At 64.8% G+C, this 16,984-nt stretch carries 16 protein-coding genes, 1 tRNA gene and 2 pseudogenes; 8 read left to right on the top strand and 11 right to left on the bottom strand.

Going from position 1 to position 16,984, the window contains the following annotated elements:
- Position 1 precedes the first annotated feature (1 nt).
- Entirely contained in the window at positions 2-382 is a 381-nt protein-coding gene (locus tag V3C33_10075) for a hypothetical protein (GenBank protein ID XAS69556.1), read from the top strand.
- Between the two features lie 176 nt (positions 383-558).
- Here the strand turns inward: V3C33_10075 and V3C33_10070 are convergent, their stop codons facing one another.
- The 8 genes from V3C33_10070 to V3C33_10035 all read right to left on the bottom strand — a co-directional run bounded on the left by V3C33_10070 (position 559) and on the right by V3C33_10035 (position 6,715).
- Entirely contained in the window at positions 559-1,044 is a 486-nt protein-coding gene (locus V3C33_10070; protein XAS69555.1) for a Tn3 family transposase, read from the bottom strand.
- Positions 1,045-1,553: 509 nt separating this feature from the next.
- Complete coding sequence (locus V3C33_10065) at positions 1,554-1,970, bottom strand: SRPBCC domain-containing protein (GenBank protein XAS69554.1); 417 nt, start codon at positions 1,968-1,970, stop codon at positions 1,554-1,556.
- A 68-nt stretch (positions 1,971-2,038) separates the two neighbouring features.
- Complete coding sequence (locus V3C33_10060; GenBank protein ID XAS69553.1) at positions 2,039-2,377, bottom strand: metalloregulator ArsR/SmtB family transcription factor; 339 nt, start codon at positions 2,375-2,377, stop codon at positions 2,039-2,041.
- Positions 2,374-2,907, bottom strand: coding sequence for an SRPBCC domain-containing protein (locus tag V3C33_10055; GenBank protein ID XAS69552.1), 534 nt, complete (start codon positions 2,905-2,907; stop codon positions 2,374-2,376). The genes V3C33_10060 and V3C33_10055 overlap by 4 nt, the downstream gene beginning before the upstream one ends.
- 60 nt (positions 2,908-2,967) lie before the next feature.
- On the bottom strand, positions 2,968-4,578 hold the full coding sequence (locus tag V3C33_10050; GenBank protein XAS69551.1) for a hypothetical protein: 1,611 nt from the start codon (positions 4,576-4,578) through the stop codon (positions 2,968-2,970).
- Positions 4,575-4,907: a helix-turn-helix transcriptional regulator gene (locus V3C33_10045; protein XAS69550.1), complete on the bottom strand. Its 333-nt coding sequence runs from the start codon at positions 4,905-4,907 to the stop codon at positions 4,575-4,577. The genes V3C33_10050 and V3C33_10045 overlap by 4 nt, the downstream gene beginning before the upstream one ends.
- Positions 4,908-5,059: 152 nt before the next feature.
- Positions 5,060-5,467: a site-specific integrase gene (locus tag V3C33_10040; protein ID XAS69549.1), complete on the bottom strand. Its 408-nt coding sequence runs from the start codon at positions 5,465-5,467 to the stop codon at positions 5,060-5,062.
- A gap of 117 nt (positions 5,468-5,584) precedes the next feature.
- Positions 5,585-6,715, bottom strand: a complete 1,131-nt coding sequence (locus V3C33_10035; GenBank protein ID XAS69548.1) for a LacI family DNA-binding transcriptional regulator — start codon at positions 6,713-6,715, stop codon at positions 5,585-5,587.
- A 164-nt stretch (positions 6,716-6,879) separates the two neighbouring features.
- Between V3C33_10035 and V3C33_10030 the strand changes: the two are divergent.
- The 3 genes and pseudogenes from V3C33_10030 (at position 6,880) to V3C33_10020 (ending at position 10,097) form a co-directional block, all read left to right on the top strand.
- Positions 6,880-8,048: pseudogene (locus V3C33_10030) on the top strand (Gfo/Idh/MocA family oxidoreductase).
- Positions 8,048-9,262 (top strand): dihydrodipicolinate synthase family protein, encoded by a 1,215-nt coding sequence (locus tag V3C33_10025; GenBank protein XAS69547.1) that lies wholly within the window; start codon positions 8,048-8,050, stop codon positions 9,260-9,262. The pseudogene V3C33_10030 and the gene V3C33_10025 overlap by 1 nt, the downstream one beginning before the upstream one ends.
- Positions 9,259-10,097, top strand: a pseudogene (locus tag V3C33_10020) (sugar phosphate isomerase/epimerase). Before V3C33_10025 ends, V3C33_10020 begins: the two are co-directional and overlap by 4 nt.
- A gap of 151 nt (positions 10,098-10,248) precedes the next feature.
- Here the strand turns inward: V3C33_10020 and V3C33_10015 are convergent.
- Together V3C33_10015 and V3C33_10010 are read right to left on the bottom strand one after the other, a co-directional pair.
- Positions 10,249-11,844 (bottom strand): ABC-F family ATP-binding cassette domain-containing protein, encoded by a 1,596-nt coding sequence (locus tag V3C33_10015; GenBank protein XAS69546.1) that lies wholly within the window; start codon positions 11,842-11,844, stop codon positions 10,249-10,251.
- An 80-nt stretch (positions 11,845-11,924) separates the two neighbouring features.
- Positions 11,925-11,997, bottom strand: a tRNA-Arg gene (locus V3C33_10010).
- Between the two features lie 217 nt (positions 11,998-12,214).
- Here V3C33_10010 and V3C33_10005 point away from each other — a divergent pair.
- The 3 genes from V3C33_10005 (at position 12,215) to ettA (ending at position 15,152) form a co-directional block, all read left to right on the top strand.
- Complete coding sequence (locus tag V3C33_10005; GenBank protein XAS69545.1) at positions 12,215-12,781, top strand: single-stranded DNA-binding protein; 567 nt, start codon at positions 12,215-12,217, stop codon at positions 12,779-12,781.
- A gap of 66 nt (positions 12,782-12,847) precedes the next feature.
- A complete protein-coding gene (locus tag V3C33_10000; protein ID XAS69544.1) occupies positions 12,848-13,423 on the top strand; it encodes a hypothetical protein in 576 nt (191 codons plus the stop codon).
- Positions 13,424-13,469: 46 nt separating this feature from the next.
- A complete protein-coding gene (gene ettA / locus V3C33_09995) occupies positions 13,470-15,152 on the top strand; it encodes an energy-dependent translational throttle protein EttA (GenBank protein XAS69543.1) in 1,683 nt (560 codons plus the stop codon).
- A 113-nt stretch (positions 15,153-15,265) separates the two neighbouring features.
- On the opposite strand, the gene V3C33_09990 is transcribed toward ettA, so the two are convergent.
- Complete coding sequence (locus tag V3C33_09990) at positions 15,266-16,246, bottom strand: acyl-CoA thioesterase II (GenBank protein XAS69542.1); 981 nt, start codon at positions 16,244-16,246, stop codon at positions 15,266-15,268.
- 63 nt (positions 16,247-16,309) lie between these two features.
- Between V3C33_09990 and V3C33_09985 the strand changes: the two genes are divergently transcribed.
- Positions 16,310-16,975, top strand: a complete 666-nt coding sequence (locus tag V3C33_09985; protein XAS69541.1) for a hypothetical protein — start codon at positions 16,310-16,312, stop codon at positions 16,973-16,975.
- The last annotated feature ends 9 nt before the right edge of the window (positions 16,976-16,984 follow it).

The following is a 16,984-nucleotide window of genomic DNA, read 5'->3' as shown; positions in this document are numbered from 1 at the left end:
GGTGAGTACCGGCAGCGGGAAGGAAACCCGCTCGCGGATTCGCACGGACCGGCTGCCGATGTGGCGGATCGGCCTCACCGGCGGCGTGGTCGGCATCCTGTGCTGCGTCGGCCCAACCGTGCTCGCCCTGCTCGGCATCGTCAGCGCCGGCACCGCGTTCGCGTGGGCCACCGACCTATACGGCAATTACGCCTGGTGGTTCCGCCTCGGCGGGCTCGCCGTCATAGTCCTGCTCGTGTGGCTGGCGTTGCGACGGCGCGATCAGTGCAGCATCGCCGGGGTGCGGCGCTGGCAGTGGCGCCTGCTCGGAGTCCTCACGGTGGCGGTAGGGACCTACGTCGCGTTGTATGCGGTGACGACCTGGCTCGGCACGCTGGCATAGCGCCGCGTGACGACCCGCGCTTGGCACGGCCCGCCACCGCCGCCTGACGTTGAGGTGCACCATCCTGATGGGTCAGCGGATGTTCTAATCGCTGTCGGTTGACGCAGCCTCGGCCGGACCCACTTGGGGTTGGGGTCTGAGTGGTAATGGACCGAAAGCGTGCGCTAAGGCCCTGGCTAGTCGGCGGTGTTGGGGTTTCTGAGGGGTCGGAGGCGACCTTTTGGGACGTCTTGGGTGCTGAAGCGGTAGCGGCCAAGAATGTTGATGTGGTCGTGGCCGAGGGGTGAAAGCCGTTTGAGGTCCTCGTCGTTGATGGGGAAGTTCTCGGTGCGGAGTTGTTGGAAGGCGGCGTCGATGTATCGGGTGTTCCAGAGCACGATGGCCTTAACGACGAGTCCGAGGGCGCCCAGCTGGTCTTCCTGGCCCTCTCGATGGCGTTGGCGAAGTTGTCCTCGTTGGCCGTGGAAGACGTCGCGGGCGAGTGCGTGGCGGCCTTCGGTGCGGTTGAGTTGAGTGAGAATACGGCGTCGGTAACTGTCGTCGTCTAGGTACGCGAGAAGGTAGATGGTTTTCGCGATGCGTCCGTATTCGGCGAGGGCCCGGCCAAGCGGTGTGGGGCGGCCACCACCTTGGAGGACACGAAGGAGTTCTGCGGTCGTCAAGCTTTTGAGACAGTTTCGTAGTTGATTTGGTTTACGCGGCCAGGGGTTCCTGGCCGCGGGTCAGGTGAGCCGCAAGGGCTGTGGCCGGTGGTTGGCCGCCGGCCCGTCGATTGGGTCGGCGGCGCTTGTACCAGCCCGTCGATGTATTTCATGACAGCGGTCCTCGCGGCCTCAAAGCCAAGTCCGCCGACACCGGGGTCAAGGCCCTGCACAACGGGAAGTTGCTTGGGGCCATAATGCGTGGTGGTCAAGGGAACTGCCAGGTATTCTCGTTCACGGCGGGAACCTGCTGTTAAGCATCAACGGGATGCCTCCAGCGTTTGTCCCTATTGAAAAACGGTGTGCGTCAAGGAGAGGTGGAATCCGTTTTGCTTGTTGCCGTGTAGTTTCTGTTGGTTCCGGATCCGAATCCCGGACAGGCTGCCGAGCACCGGCCCCGAATGATCATCAAAGGCGTCCGGTAACGATGGTTTTCGTTCCAATGTTCCTCGTGGGCCTGGACGGCGCCCTCAGTGCCAGTCGGAGATCTTGAGGTCGTACGGCTCGGGTGCGCCGGTACCCGTCTCTACGAGCTGCTTGAGGCTCACCAGGAACGTCGCCCACTTGGTGCTGCAGTGGTACATGAACTCGACGGGCTCCTTCCAACCCTCGTGGGCGAACAGTACGATCGTGTAGTCGCCCTCCTGCTTGAGGTCCCACCGCACCGTCGTACCGATCCACTCGGCCGGCCCGTCGGTGACTTCCCAGAGCACGCTCTGTCCGGGATTCAACTCGAGCACCTTCATGTCGAAGCCGCCGGGCTCGAACCGGAACTCCAGGATCCCACCGACATCGGTCTGGCCCTTCGTGTCCGTCGCCCACCAGCCCGACAGGCCTTCGAGCGTGGTCAGGGCCGCATACACGTCGTCCAGTGACGCCGACTTCATCCCGACTCTATGGAGTATGTCCACCATTTCGATTCCCCGTCTCGCATATTGTTTGCTATTGGATTGGATTACTTTTCTTGGCCGCGCTCGATCGCCTCGGCGATCCGCTTGATCCGCCGCAGGCGGGCGTCCCAGGTCGCCCCGACGTCCGCGAGCTGGGCCACCGCGCGGGCGAGCTGAGCCTCGTCCACCTGGTAGCGCCGCTCGCGTCCGGCGGGCGTGACGTGAACCAGGCCCACGCGGTCCAGGACCACCAAATGCTTCGAGACGGCCTGACGTGTCACCGGCAACCGCTCACTGAGCGTGGTGGCCGTGCCGGCACCCTCGGCGAGCAGGAGGTCGAGCATCCGGCGTCGGGTCGGGTCCCCGATCGCGGACCACAGGTCGTCGTCGACGGCGACGCTCATGGCGTCGACACCAGCCGGGTGACGTAGTCGCCGAGGCTGGGCACGAAGATGTCCCAGCCCTTCACGTGCTCGGCGTACGCCGCCTCGAGCACCGCGATCTCCCACCCCTTCTCCCGGAAGCCGGTCTCTGTGAGCCGGACCACCGTGCCCGCTCCAGACGGGACGAGCTCGAAGGTCACCAGCAGCGAGTTCGTGGGGGTCGCCACGGCTGCGCCCTCGTAGACCCACCGGAACGAGAACAAGCGAGGCGGTTCCGCGTCGACGACCGTGAGCGGCTGGATGTGCGGCTCCGCCGTGTCCCTCCCCCACGCGATCTCGGCGACCGCGCCCGGGGTCGGCGACAGGTCGGTCTCCGCACCGTTCCACCACTCCCGGATGTGCTCGGGACTGCTTATCACCTCGAAGACGATCTCAGGAGCCGCGTCGACGTAGATCTCGCGCTCAATGCTTCCGAACTCCATGGGTTTCCCGCTTTCTGCAACGTTTGGTTGCACATCACCATAGCCCAGGATCCCTTCTTGCGCAACCATAGGTTGCTTATATGGCTTGAGGAGTCGAAACAGCGGCCACGCCAGCAGCGCGCCGAGCAGTCAGTCCCCTGGGGTCGGGACTGGTAATGACCGTTGATTGAGTAGTCGGTATTCTTCGGATTTTCTAAGGAGTCTGTCGATGGGAGTGGCTGACTTTGTCGCGGCTGGGAATGGCTCGGTGTTGCGGGAGTTGTTATCGGCTGTGGTCGCCGGGAGCGTATCCGCTCCAGGGTGATCCGGCTTCTGCTGCGATCCTGGTGGTGCTGTTGTGGTGTAACCGAGGGCCTGGGCCACCACCGGCGGCGGCATCTGGAGGACGAGTTGTCGGATCGCTGCGGTTCTGCCGGACTGGGCCGGGATACCGATTTTCTGCAGCAGATCGCGGAGGGTTCCCGGGTCCATGGCTTGCCCGGCCCGGCGGCCGGGGAAGAGCCATCGGGAGGCCGGGTTGGCGGCGGTGGTCATGTTGGGCCTGTCTTCGAGGTATGCCCGCAGTAGCCCGGCCAGCGGTTCTGGAACCGGAGTCGGCGGTTCACCGAGGCGCAGCAGGGTGTGGTCCCCGTCGTGGAGGATGTCGTCTATGGTGAGCCGGACGATCCGGCTTACCGGTTGGGCGTAGAGCAGAATCAATGAGCCGGCGATGGGGGAGCGTAGGGGCACGGTCTCGTCGGTGACCAGGTGCCGGAGAGCGGCGATCCGGTGATGCTGCCCCATCGGGGCCGGGTTTCCCGTGGACCGGACAGGAACGGTCAGGGCGGGCATCCGTCCGGTCTTCATACACCAGTTCAGGAAGGTCTTGCCGGGTCGGGGGGCGGCGTATTTCCCGCTGTGCCAGGCGTCGAGGTCGGGTTGCCGGCAGTGTTCGAGGAGAGCGCCACGGACGGTGAGCCAGGTCAGGAAGGAACCGGCTTGGATAAGCTGCTGCCGGGCCGCGTATGCCGGAGAGTTGCCCAGCAGTCCTTTGCCGGCTTTGGCCCGTAGTTTGCGGAGTTGGTGCCAGGTGGCGAAGCGGTGGAGCACCCGGGTGTGTCCGGGGTCGGCGGCGGCGGCCAGGTGCCCGGTGAGCCATCTCTCGAAGAGCAGGAGTTGCCGGTCGACGGCGGGCAGGACCCAGCACTGCATGAATATGTCGCGCAGGTGGGCGGCGGTCCGCCAGTTCGGTAGTTGCTGGAACGCTTCGTGGGTCAGGGCGAGCCGGCCTTTGGCGAGGTCCTGCAGCAGGGCCAGTGGCTGAGCGCGGGTCAGCCAGGCAAGCCCGCTTTTGGTCCGTTGCATCGTCAGCATTGGGTCGAACAGTGTTGCCAGGGGTGGGTGGATGCGGCCGGTGCCGTCATCCAGGAGCGCGCTGAGCCGGTCGGTGAGGGTGCATCTGTGGCAGAGCCGTCCGGCGAGCAGGGGTCCTTCAACGCGGCAGCGGTCGCAGGAGAAGTCGCGGGTGATCCCTGCGCAGTCCCGGCAGACCGGCATCCCTGAGGCGTCGCGGCCCGGCAGCAGCCGTTCGCTCCGGCAGCCGGGGCAGGATCCATGTGTGCGTGTGGCCTTGTCGAAGCAGGTCCGGCAGATCGGGCCGTCCGACCAGTTCGCCGCTTTCGCGGCCTGTCGGCCGCAGCGGGCACAGATGCGTATATGCCAGCGCTCATACTTCTCGCGGGTGTCGTAGGCGGGGCTCACCGCTCGGGGGTGATCTTGGCCCGCTTGGGCCGGATGGTGGCGGCAAGGTCCACGACCTCGGCACCCGCGCCGGCCGTGCGGCGCGGTGTCACGGCCTCCGCTCCGGTGGCGATAAGCTCCGCGGGGGTCACCTCCAGGATGTCGCAGAGCGCGGCGAGGACCGGCAGCGAGAGCCGCTCGGGGATCTGGGTGACCAGCCGCCAGACCTGCATCGAGGACAGCTCGATGCCGCGCTGGGCCAGCAGGGGGGACAGATCCGAGGCAGTGAAGATCCCGCGGGTGGCCATCACCTCGCGCAGCCGCCACTGGTAACTGACATGACGTTTCATCAGGGTTTCCTTACTGGCCGCAGGGCGGCCTCCATCGTGGCGTCCAGGGTCCTGCGGAGAGTTCGGGTGCGGAAGTCAGAGGAGACGCAGGTGTAGATCGAGGTGGTGGACGCGTGCTCGTGGCCGACCTGTTCCTGGACGAACCGGGCGTCCTAGCCGTCCTCGATCAGGTGCGTGACGTAGGAGCGCCGAAACGAATGAAAATCCAGACCCTGATCCAGGCCAAGGCTGTCCCGGTAGGTGCAGAAGCGGGTGTTCATCTGGGTGAAGCCCACCCGTGAGGAGCGTTCCGCGGGCCATAAGGCTCCGGGACCGGCGGTGGGGAACAGCGGACGGGCCTCCTCGGCCCATTGCTGCAGGATCTTCGCCGACCAGTCGAAGACCGTCAGCACGCTGCGGCGCTTGGGCGGGGAGCCCTTCTTCGCCTTGCCGTGGCGGACGTAGAGGACGCCATACTCCCCGAACTCCGGGCCCCGGGGGTCGCGGCCGAAGTCCACCACATCGAGCATCCGCGCCTCGTTGCGGCGCAGACCGAAGGCGTGCGCGGTCTTGAAGAGCATCGCGTCACGAAAGGCCGGCAGTCAGCCCTTTCGTCCTCGCCCGCGCACCCGGCCGACCTGTTCGTCCGCGTGGTCGAAGTCGGATATTTCACTTTTTCACAAGCCACCCCGGGACCACTAGGAAGCGGGTTCCGTGCTTCGCCGCAGCGTGACCTGACCGGCCACCGTTGCGGGGGGGACGCCGTCGTCGTCCGTCCCTGGGCTGGCGGAGCTGCGCGTGGCAAGCCTGCCGATCTCCTCCAGCGGAAGGCGCACCGTTGACAGCGCGGGGCGGAAGTCCCGGAGGGTTTCGATGTCATCGAATCCGGCGATCAAGGCGTCGCGGGGGATGCGCAGGCCTTCCGAGCGGAGTGCAGCAGCTGCGCCGATGGCCATCACGTCGTTGGCCGCGAATATGCACAGGCGTGCGGCGTTGCGGGCTTCGGCGCCGCCGGTATCCGGGCCACCGGCGTCCGAGCCTGCGGCGGGCCGCCCGGAGCCGGTTTTTTCAGCGTTGATGCGCCCCGCCAGTGCCAGTCCGGCTTCGTATCCGCCGGCGCGGTTGAACCCACTGCGCAGGACTTCCGCGGCTGTCCGCCCTGACTCGGCCAGACCACGTTGGAAGCCGCGGATACGGTCATCCGAGGTAAAGAGCCCTTCCGGCCCGCCGATGATCGCAAATCTCCCGGTATGAAGTGCGGCAAGTTCACGGGCGAGCCCGGACGCCAGCTCTTCGTTCGGGACCGCCACCACGTGGTAACCCGCAGTAACCCCAGCCCCCACGATCGCATGTCCCACAACGCCCACCTGGCCGCCATTGCGGCAGTACCGGTCAAGTTCCGCCGCGAGCTCAACGTTGCTTTCCTGGTCTTCGCTCCGGGACGAGCGCGATCCTGCGATAACGATGGAGTCTGCCCGGCGTGCGGCAAAGGCAGCCACAGCCTGTTGCTCATCGGCCGGTCCGCCGGCGGTGGTGGCCAGGAGCACCATCTTGTTCTGTTCCCGCGCTGCATCCTGCACGCCGCGGGCAATGGCGGAAAAATAGGGATCGGCAATGTCATGGACGATCAGCCCAATCAGTCCCGAGCTGGATTTCGCCAGCCCCTGTGCCTGGGCATTCGGAATGTATCCCAGTGATTCGGCGGCCTCCCGTACACGGTCAGCGATGTCCTGCCCCGGCTTGCGCGCGGAACCATTGAGGACACGGGAGGCAGTGGCTGGCGAAACTCCGGCCAGCCGGGCCACCTCGGTGAGGGTACTTGCAGCCACGGACATCTCCTGTTCAGGGAACTCAGCGATGCCCACAGTATGGCAGTTTTCCCGGATTTTCGGAAAGCGCTTGCCATGACGCGCCGGAACATGCATGATAAATGCAGGTGGGAACGCGCTTTCCCAATCCAGTACGAGCATTGCTCACCAACCGTGGAGGACACATGGGCTTCGAAACAAAGACGATCCGCATCGCCATGAACGGCATTACCGGCCGCATGGGGTACCGCCAGCATCTGCTGCGCTCCATCCTTCCCATCCGCGATGCCGGCGGCTTTACGCTCGAAGACGGCACCAAGGTCCAGGTTGAACCCATCCTGGTGGGCCGCAACGAAGCCAGGATCCGCTAGCTGGCAGAACTGCACAAGGTATCCGAATGGACCACGGACCTTGATTCCGTCATCAATGACCCCACCGTCGACGTCGTCTTCGACGCGTCCATGACGAGCCTGCGCGCCGCCACGCTGAAGAAGGCCATGATGGCCGGCAAACACATCTTCACCGAGAAGCCCACAGCGGAAACCCTTGAGGAAGCCATCGAGCTGGCCCGGATCGGCACCCGGGCGGGAGTGACCGCCGGCGTTGTGCACGACAAGCTGTACCTGCCGGGTCTGGTCAAGCTGCGACGCCTAGTGGACGAAGGATTCTTCGGGCATCCTTTCCATCCGCGGCGAGTTCGGCTACTGGGTCTTCGAAGGCGACGTCCAGGCTGCGCAGCGCCCGTCCTGGAACTACCGCAAGGAAGACGGCGGCGGCATGACCACGGACATGTTCTGCCACTGGAACTGCGTCCTGGAAGGCATCATCGGCAAGGTCAAGAGCGTCAACGCCAAGACCGCCACCCACATCCCTGTGCGCTGGGACGAAGCCGGCAAGGAATACAACGCCACTGCGGACGACGCCTCGTATGGAATCTTCGAACTCGAAACCCCCGGGTGGCGACGACGTCATCGGACAGATCAACTCTTCCTGGGCCGTCCGCGTCTACCGCGACGAACTCGTTGAGTTCCAGATCGACGGAACCCTTGGCTCCGCCGTCGCCGGGCTGAACAAGCGCGTTGCGCAGCAGCGTGCCCACACGCCCAAGCCCGTCTGGAACCCTGACCTGCCCGTCACCGAGTCCTTCCGCAGCCAGTGGCAGGAAGTTCCGGCGAATGCCGAACTGGACAACGGTTTCAAGCTCCAGTGGGAGGAATTCCTGCGCGACGTCGTCGCCGGCCGGGAACACCGCTTCGGTCTGCTCTCCGCAGCCCGCTGTGTCCAGCTCGCAGAACTTGGACTCCAGTCCTCGGCCGAGCGCCGCACCATCGATATCCCGGAGATCACGCTCTGATGACTTCCCTGATCCTTCCCACGAACGACGGCGGCACCCGGGAATACCGCCTCCGGGGCGGCACATCCTGGGCCAGGCCCAGTGCCCCGATCACCCACCGCCACGCGTATGCCGCGGCGCATGTGATCCCGGAAGTCACGGCCGACAACACGCCGTGGGCGCCTGCACGCCTCGACTGGGCGGCCACGCTGGCCTACCGCCACGAGCTGTGGTCCTACGGGCTGGGCGTTGCCGATGCCATGGACACCGCGCAGCGCGGCATGGGGCTGGACTGGGCCGCGACCCAGCAGCTCATCAAACGCACGGGCGTTGAAGCTGCATCGGTGGTTGCCGGCGGAAATTCTGCGACGGCCGGCAAGTCTGTCCGCGACCTGGTGTCCTGCGGTGCGGGCACGGACCAGCTGGACATCGATTCGCTGCCGTCCGGCGAAGCAGGACTGACGGCGGTGCTGGACTCCTACCGCGAGCAGATAGCCGTCGTCAGCGACTCTGGAGCGAAGATCATCCTGATGGATTCCCGTGCACTGGCCAGGGTAGCCAGCGGGCCGGACGACTACCTGCGGGTCCACTCCGCACTGCTGCAGGAAGTGGACCGGCCGGTGATCCTGCACTGGCTCGGCACCATGTTTGATCCCGCGCCTGCCGGATACTGGGGCTCGGACGATGTTTCCGAGGCCACCGAAACGTTCCTGTCTCTGATCCGGGAAAATGCGGGCAAGGTGGATGGAGTCAAGGTCTCGCTGCTGGATGCCAGCCACGAAGTGGCGCTCCGGGCCGTACTGCCGGACGGCGTCCGCCTATACACGGGTGACGATTTCAATTACCCCGAACTGATCGACGGCGACGGCGCCCACCACTCGGATGCCCTGCTGGGCATCTTCGCGGCGATCTACCCGGCCGCGTCAGCAGCCCTGCAGAGCTACGACGCCGGCGACTCCGCCAAGGGACGGGCCATCCTGGACTCCACCCGGGAACTGGGCAAGCACATCTTCAGCGCCCCCACGTTCTACTACAAGACCGGCATCGCCTTCATGTCCTGGCTGAACGGTAAGCAGCCGGGCTTCCAGATGGTGGGCGGGCTGCACTCCGGCCGGTCCGTGGTGCATCTGGCAAGGACTTTCGAACTGGCGGACCAGGCAGGACTGCTCAAGGATCCTGCGCTCGCCGCTTTCCGGATGTCGGACTACCTGCGAATCAACGGAGTGGGAGTATGAGCGACTTTTCACGGCTGTCCCTGAACAGCGCCACCACCAAAAAGTGGACCCTGGCCGAGGCCGTGGACGGCTGCGCACGGGCCGGTATCCCGGCCATCGGGCCCTGGTGCGACCGCGTGGCCGAGACAGGACTGGACAAGGCGGCAAAGCTGATCAGGGACGCCGGACTTCGAGTCTCCTCGCTGTGCCGTGGCGGCTTCCTCACTGCAGCCGACGCCGACGGCCAGGCAGCAGCGCTCGCGGACAACCGTGCCGCCATCCTTGAAGCCGTGGCGCTTGGCACCCAGGAACTGTTCCTGGTGGTCGGCGGCCTGGCTCCGGGGGAGAAGGACGTGGTGGCTGCCCGCCAGCGCATGGCGGACAGGCTCGGGGATCTGGTGCCGTTTGCCGTCGAAAACGGCATCAGGCTTGTCCTGGAACCTCTGCATCCCATGTATGCGGCGGACCGCGCACTGATCTCCACCCTAGGGCAGGCGCTCGATCTCGCGGCGCCGTACAGCGACCGGGCAGTAGGCGTCGCCGTCGATACCTTCCACGTCTGGGGGACTCGGAACTGAGGGCGCAGATCGAACGCGCCGGCCGGGAAAACCGGATCGCCTCCTACCAGGTATGCGATTTCAACCTGCCGATTGCTGCCGATGCACTGCTCTCCCGGGGAATGATGGGCGACGGCGATATTGACTTCGCGACGATCGGGACCTGGGTGCGGGATGCCGGCTACACCGGCGACATCGAAGTGGAAATTTTCAATCAGGAGATCTGGGACGCCGACGGGGACGGCGTACTGGCCACCATCAAGGAGCGCTACGCGGAACTGGTTCTGCCGCACGCCTGACCGATGAAGCCCGGCAGCAGGGCCTCCTGATTCAGACCGCGGGCCCCCGCTACGTCACGGCCGGGGCCTGCGCCCCAAGTAATCGGGCCTGCACCACATCAGCGGTGCGGGCCCCGACCGCTTTAAGCGAGCTACCCCAGGCGACTCGCTGTTAGGCGACGCGCACGTCGATTTCGCCGGGCCGGGCGGCATCGGCTCCGAAGACCAGATGCCGGTTCGCGATTTTGTCGCTGAAGAAGCGGTCGTGGCTAACCACAACAACAGCCCCGGGGAAGTGCAGCAGCGCCCGCTCCATCACCTGTGTGCTGGACATGTCAAGGTGGTTGGTGGGTTCGTCCAGAAGAAGTACCGAGGCACCCGAGAGCAGACACTGGGCCATTGCCACCCGCGCGCGCTGCCCGCCGGACAGGTTGCCGATCCTCTGCTTGAGGTCTGCCTCGGAGAACTGGAACATCGCCAGGAACCTGTTCACTGACTTGCGTGTCGCGGTGAAAGCGAGGCTGCCGGGCATGGCGTTAACGGCATGGGTGACGGTGTCGTTCTCGTCGAGCTCGTCCAGGACCTGGTTGTACGAGACCACGGCCGTGCCCTTGGCCCAGATCACCTCACCGGAATCGGCCTGCTCTTCTCCCGCCAGTACCCGCAGCAGGGTTGTTTTTCCGCTGCCGTTGGAGCCAAGGACCACCATCCGGTTGCCCCGCCTGATCTCGAAGCTCAGATCTGTGAACAGCGTTTTATCACCGTACGACTTGCCGAGCATCTCGACCCGGCACAGCGCGTCCTTGACGTGAAGGCCGCCGTAGATCTCGGTGATGATCTTGTCCACGGGCCGCGGCGTACGGGCCTTTTTGATTTTCGCCAGCTGGTTCCCGAGGCTCCGGCTGGCATCCTTCGCAGCCTCCCGGCGGTCGGCGATCCCTTCCGCCTCAAAGGCCAGCAGCTCGGACTCATGCACAAACTGCTGCTCAAGGGTCTTGAGACGGAACTGCTTCTGAATCACGTACTCGCCGAAGTTGCCCGGATACTCATTGAGGTGGAAGTTTTCCACCTCAATGATCCGCGTGACCACGCTGTCCAGGAACCTCCGGTCATGCGAGACGATGATTGCGGCGCCGCGGAAGTCCCGGAACCACCCTTCGAGCCACTCGACACCGGCCACGTCCAGATAGTTGGTGGGTTCGTCCAGCAGCAGCACATCCGGGGCCTCGAGCAGGATCTTCGCCAGAGCCGCGCGGTTTCGCCAGCCGCCGGACAGTTCATCGATCGCGCAGAAGCGGTGAGCCTCGCTGAAGCCCAGCGTGGTCAGCACCTTGTCGATGCGGCGCCCGTAGTCCCAGCCATCGAGCCGCTCCATGTCCTCGAACAGCTCTGACTGCCTTCGGACCAGCCGGTCGAGTTCACCGCTGTCGGCGGGATCCGTGGCGATGGCCGCGTCAATCGACGCAAGTTCGGCTTCGATGGCCTGGATCTCAATGAACAGGGCGTTCAGTACCTCGGTGATGGTGGTTTCGCCGTCGAGTTCGGAGAACTGTGAAAAGTAGCCAACCTTGGTCCCGAGCTCCACGGTGACGGTTCCGGTGTCCGCTGACTCCTGGCCGAGCACCAGTTTGAGAATTGTGGTCTTTCCCGAACCGTTCTTCCCGATCAGGCCAACACGGTCGCCGGGTTCCAGCCGGAAAAACGCCTCGCGTAGGATCTGCGAGTTCTCGAAACGAACACTTACGTCCTGCAGCCGGATCAGGCTCATTGCTGCTGTCCTCTCGAGGGGTGGTCCGGCCGGGACACGAGCCCCTTGAAGGGGTCGCAGTCCCGACCATTCCACTTGAGTGCCCCAGGAGGGAATCGAACCCCCGACCGGCGGATTAGAAGGCCGCTGCTCTATCCCCTGAGCTACTGGGGCACGTGGCGTCCGCAGGCAGATGCCGGGCGCCTCAAAAAGTCTACATTGCCTTGCGCCCGGGCGCTGTCTTGGTGGCCGCACCGGCTTCACCCGTCCTCCACAGGCCAGTCGGCGCAGGGTTTTCCACATAGGGAAATTCGCTTCTACCGGCCGGCCTCTGACGGCGCGAAGCTGGACGTGCCTGCTAGGGCATGACAATTCGAGACAGGACACCAAGATGAGTGACAACATTACGGTCCGCGGCTTCGTGGCCTCGGAGATCAAGAGCTCGACGACACCGGGCGGGGTTGCTACCGCGTCCTTCCGGCTCGGCTCCACCGACCGGCGCTTCGACCGGGCGTCCAGCACCTGGGTGGACGGCAACACCAACTGGTTTACCGTCCAGGGTTACCGCCAGCTGGCCGGAAACATTGGCTGCAGCATCAAAAAGGGCCAGCGGGTCATCATCGTGGGCCGGCTGAAGATGCGGAGCTGGGAAAAGGAAGGCCGGATCTACCATGTGGCCGAGATCGACGCCGAATCAGTCGGCCACGACCTTATGTGGGGTTCGGCCAACTTCACCCGGATGGCCTCGAACTCGTCCCAGCCAGTGGCAGGGCAGGCCGGTTCCGCCGACGGGGCAGAGGGCCTGACCCGGGAAAATGCGGACGGCGGACCGGATTCCGCAGATGACCACGGAGCCGAGGACCGGGACGAGTCACCGGGGATTTTCGTGGACGATAAGACCGGAGACCGCCTTGAGGTCGATTCGGAGACCGGCGAACTGACCGGAGCCGCGGCCTGACGGGGGTCCAGGCTGCCGCATCCGCGGCACCGTCCCGCCGGCGGTGCCGCATGGCAGAATGGCAAGGTGAAACAGGCGAAGACACCGCAGCGGCAGAGCACCAACAGGTTCCCTGCCCGAATCGCTTCGCATCTCACGGCGGCGATTCTGCTTCTTGGTGCAGTGGCTGCCTGCACCGGCGGAAACGGCGAGCCGTCACCGGAGTCTCGCTCTGCGGCGGCGGGTGAAGGCCAGACTTCCGCGTCGCCACAGGCATCCACAGCGGATGAGGCATCCCCGCCTGCGTCCAGCCAGAGTGTGGCGGCGCCTTCGGCTTCGACATCTGCCCCCGCTCCCTCGGAAAACCCGGCCACAGCCAAACTCAAACAAACCGTCACCGACGCGCTCCGCAAAGTGGCCGCCGGCAACCCGAAACCCAGCCAGATCCTGGTGACGGATGCCCTGACAGGTGCGGGCTTACCGGCCGCCTCACTTGAGGTTTCGGTCAGCCGCACCCCCACAGGCCTGGAGGTGGATGCCATCGAAGCCGCAGCACTTCACGGCAAGGACTGTGTGGTCGGCCAGATTCGCGACGGCGGCGTTATGGTGACGGTTCTGCCCGTATTGGCCAGCGGCAAGTGTTTTGTGGGGTCTCCGCTCTGACACCCCGAATGTGAGTTATCTGCGCTGACCCCGTAGATTTGGAGGCATGGCGGAATTTATTTACACAATGACCAATGCCCGAAAGGCCGTTGGCGAAAAACTCATCCTCGACGATGTAAGCATGTCGTTCTTCCCTGGGGCGAAGATCGGCGTAGTCGGTCCCAACGGTTCCGGCAAGTCCACCATCCTCAAGATCATGGCAGGCCTGGACATTCCGTCCAACGGCGAGGCCCGGCTCAGCCCCGGCTATTCTGTGGGCATCCTGCTCCAGGAGCCGCCCCTTAACGAGGAAAAGACAGTTCTCGGCAACGTCCAGGAAGGCGTTGGTGAAATCATCGGCAAGATCCAGCGCTTTAATGAGATCTCCGAGGAAATGGCCAACCCGGATGCGGACTACGACACGCTCCTGGAAGAAATGGGCCAACTGCAGGAAGCCATTGACGCTGCCGATGCCTGGGACCTTGACTCCCAGCTCGAGCAGGCCATGGACGCACTTCGCTGCCCGCCGCCTGAAGCCGACGTCACCTTGCTTTCCGGTGGTGAGCGCCGCCGTGTAGCACTGTGCAAGCTCCTGCTGCAGAAGCCTGACCTGCTGCTGCTTGACGAGCCCACCAACCACCTCGACGCTGAGAGCGTGCTGTGGCTGGAACAGCACCTCTCCAGCTACGCCGGCGCCGTCCTCGCCGTCACTCACGACCGCTACTTCCTGGACCATGTCGCCGAATGGATCGCCGAGGTGGACCGCGGCCACCTCTACCCGTACGAAGGCAACTACTCCACCTACCTGGAGAAGAAGCGCGCCCGCCTGGAAGTCCAGGGCAAAAAGGACGCCAAGCAGGCCAAGCGCCTTACCGAGGAACTGGACTGGGTCCGCTCCAATGCAAAGGGCCGCCAGACCAAGTCCAAGGCGCGCCTTGCCCGTTACGAGGAAATGGCTGCCGAGGCTGACCGCACCCGCAAGCTCGACTTCGAGGAAATCCAGATCCCGCCGGGCCCGCGCCTGGGCGGGCTGGTCCTGGAAGCGAAGAACCTGCAGAAGGGCTTCGAGGACCGCACGCTGATTGACGGACTGTCCTTCACCCTGCCCCGCAACGGCATTGTGGGCGTCATCGGCCCCAACGGTGTGGGTAAGACCACTCTGTTCAAGACCATCGTGGGGCTTGAGCCCCTCGACGGCGGCGAGCTGAAGATCGGCGATTCCGTCAAGATCTCCTATGCGGACCAGAGCCGCGGCGGCATCGACCCCAACAAGACGCTGTGGGAAGTTGTTTCCGACGGAAATGACTACATCCAGGTGGGCCACGTTGAAATGCCGTCCCGCGCCTACGTTGCCGCCTTCGGCTTCAAGGGCCCGGACCAGCAGAAGAAGGCCGGGGTGCTCTCCGGTGGTGAGCGGAACCGCCTGAACCTTGCGCTCACGTTGAAGCAGGGCGGAAACCTGCTCCTCCTTGACGAACCCACGAATGACCTCGACGTCGAAACCCTCAGCAGCCTGGAGAACGCGCTGCTCGAATTCCCCGGCTGTGCCGTGGTGGTTTCGCACGACCGCTGGTTCCTGGACCGGGTGGCTACCCACATCCTGTCCTACGAAGGTGACGAGGAAAACCCGTCCAAGTGGTACTGGTTTGAAGGTAACTTCGAATCCTACGAGGAGAACAAGGTGGAGCGTCTGGGCCCGGACGCGGCCAAGCCGCACCGTGTCACGCACCGCCGCCTCACCCGCGGCTAAGTCCCTGCCCGGTTAAGCCCTTCCGGGGCTCCCCGTGAACGGACCAAAAAGGCCGGCCCCCGCAACGGGGGCCGGCCTTTCGTATGCCTGGTTGTTGTATGTCCGGGAAACAGTCAGTCCCGTTCCGCCTTGCGGATCTGGTGCTGCATGACGGCGGACTGCACCGCGCCCACCACCTTGTTTTTGAGGTCCGTGGGAACCCGGACCATCCCTTCCTGGGCCACGGAAGCCACATGCTGGCCTGCGCGGTTGAAGATCTTGCCGGAAGCCAGCCCGCGGGCACCCTGCGCGCTGGGGGATTCCTGGACGTACAGCAGCCATTCATCCACCCGTACCGGGCGGTGCCACCACATGGCATGGTCCAGGCTGGCAACACTCATGCCCGGCGTAATCCAGCTCAGGCCGTGTTTGCGCAGAATCGACTCCAGCAGCGTGTAGTCACTCGCGTAGGCAAGTGCGGCGCGGTGCATGTTGGGGTCATCGGGCATGGGGCCGAAGGTCTTCATCCACACCGCATTGCGTGCTTCCTTTTTCCCCTTGGCGGAAACATAGAGCGCGGGGTCGATGTGCCGGATATCGAACGGCCGCTCGTAGGCCCAGTGCCTGGCTACGGGGTGGTCGAACTTTCCCAGCAGATCCGCGGTGCTGGGCAGCGACTCGGGATCCGGGATTCCCGTCGGCATGACCGACTGGTGTTCGATTCCTTCGTCTTCGTCCTGGAACGAGGCAATCATGGACAGGATGGGCATGCCGTCCTGATAGGCGTGGACCCGGCGCGCGGAAAACGACCGGCCGTCACGTAGCCGCTGCACGCCGAACGTAATGGGTTTGTTGGCGTCGCCGGGACGCAGGAAATAGCCGTGCATTGAATGCACCGGGCGCCCGGCGTCAACAGTCCTGATTCCGGCAATCAGCGACTGGGCCAGCACCTGCCCGCCAAACACCCGCTGGTGGGGTTGCTTCTGGGAAGGGCCCATGAAGATGTCTTCGTCAGTACGGGCACCGTCCAGCTCGCCAAGATCAAGAAGATCAATGAGGGAGGAGGTGGGGTCCTGGGAGGGCAACGCCTGCAAACCGGCTTCCGCTTCTGTCATGGTTTGACTCTAGACGCAGCCCCGGCACGGCTCAACCGGAGCCAAACCGGTAGAGTCCTTAATGTGTCTGACCTCCTCTCCCGGTTCTTCCGGTTCGCCGATCCCCGCGATCTTGCCGATCTCCGCAACTACGCCACGCGCGCAAAGGCCATAGACGACGGCGCCATCCGGCTTCAGGCCTCGGGTTCCGTGTTGGCCGCTTACGTCTGCATTCTCCGGCCAAGGCTCCTCGGGGAATCCACGCCCACGATTCTCGGTCTGCGCACCATGGCGCTGGCAGAGCCGTCCAGCGCGGATGTCACCGTACCGCTTTCGGCGGTCCTTGACCGGCTGGCCCGGGCCGGCGAGAACGACGCCGAACTTCCGGTGCCGCCGTCGACCGTCACGGAGCCGTGGGCGGGAGTCAGCGCGCCGAGGGGCGGCTGGGAGCTGATCGGCTCAGTCACGGACGCAATACTGCGGCAGGCAGCAGAGGCCGGAATTGCCGAAGTGGCCGGCATTGTGCCGGACAAGCCCGGCGCCCTGATTGTCAACAATGCCCGGGCCGCTGTCTGGGGCCGTGAAGTGGACGGCCTCAGCGGACTGCCTTCCGGTGCGGCCTTCGCCGCCCTCACGCTGGGGTTCCTCGGAAACGATGAACAGCAGCTCTACCGTTCAGGCCGCTGGTTCCGTCTCAGCGGAAGCCGGGGGCATGTGCTCGCGCGGGCGGGTGCAGGGTTGGGCCTCTGAGCGATTCCG

The sequence above is a fragment of the Micrococcaceae bacterium Sec5.7 genome, assembly GCA_039636785.1.
Taxonomy (GTDB): domain Bacteria; phylum Actinomycetota; class Actinomycetes; order Actinomycetales; family Micrococcaceae; genus Arthrobacter.
The sequence above is the reverse complement of the archived record's forward strand: the minus strand, read 5'-3'. Positions and strand labels throughout refer to the sequence as shown.

Excerpts from the sequence above, each read along its gene's own strand:
- V3C33_10065 (XAS69554.1), bottom strand. The coding sequence starts at position 1,970 with ATGAAGTCGGCGTCACTGGACGACGTGTATGCGGCCCTGACCACGCTC.
- V3C33_10060 (XAS69553.1), bottom strand. The coding sequence starts at position 2,377 with ATGAGCGTCGCCGTCGACGACGACCTGTGGTCCGCGATCGGGGACCCG.
- V3C33_10055 (XAS69552.1), bottom strand. The coding sequence starts at position 2,907 with ATGGTTGCGCAAGAAGGGATCCTGGGCTATGGTGATGTGCAACCAAAC.
- V3C33_10045 (XAS69550.1), bottom strand. The coding sequence starts at position 4,907 with ATGAAACGTCATGTCAGTTACCAGTGGCGGCTGCGCGAGGTGATGGCC.
- V3C33_10040 (XAS69549.1), bottom strand. The coding sequence starts at position 5,467 with ATGCTCTTCAAGACCGCGCACGCCTTCGGTCTGCGCCGCAACGAGGCG.
- V3C33_10025 (XAS69547.1), top strand. The coding sequence starts at position 8,048 with ATGACTTCCCTGATCCTTCCCACGAACGACGGCGGCACCCGGGAATAC.
- V3C33_10015 (XAS69546.1), bottom strand. The coding sequence starts at position 11,844 with ATGAGCCTGATCCGGCTGCAGGACGTAAGTGTTCGTTTCGAGAACTCG.
- V3C33_10005 (XAS69545.1), top strand. The coding sequence starts at position 12,215 with ATGAGTGACAACATTACGGTCCGCGGCTTCGTGGCCTCGGAGATCAAG.
- ettA (XAS69543.1), top strand. The coding sequence starts at position 13,470 with ATGGCGGAATTTATTTACACAATGACCAATGCCCGAAAGGCCGTTGGC.
- V3C33_09990 (XAS69542.1), bottom strand. The coding sequence starts at position 16,246 with ATGACAGAAGCGGAAGCCGGTTTGCAGGCGTTGCCCTCCCAGGACCCC.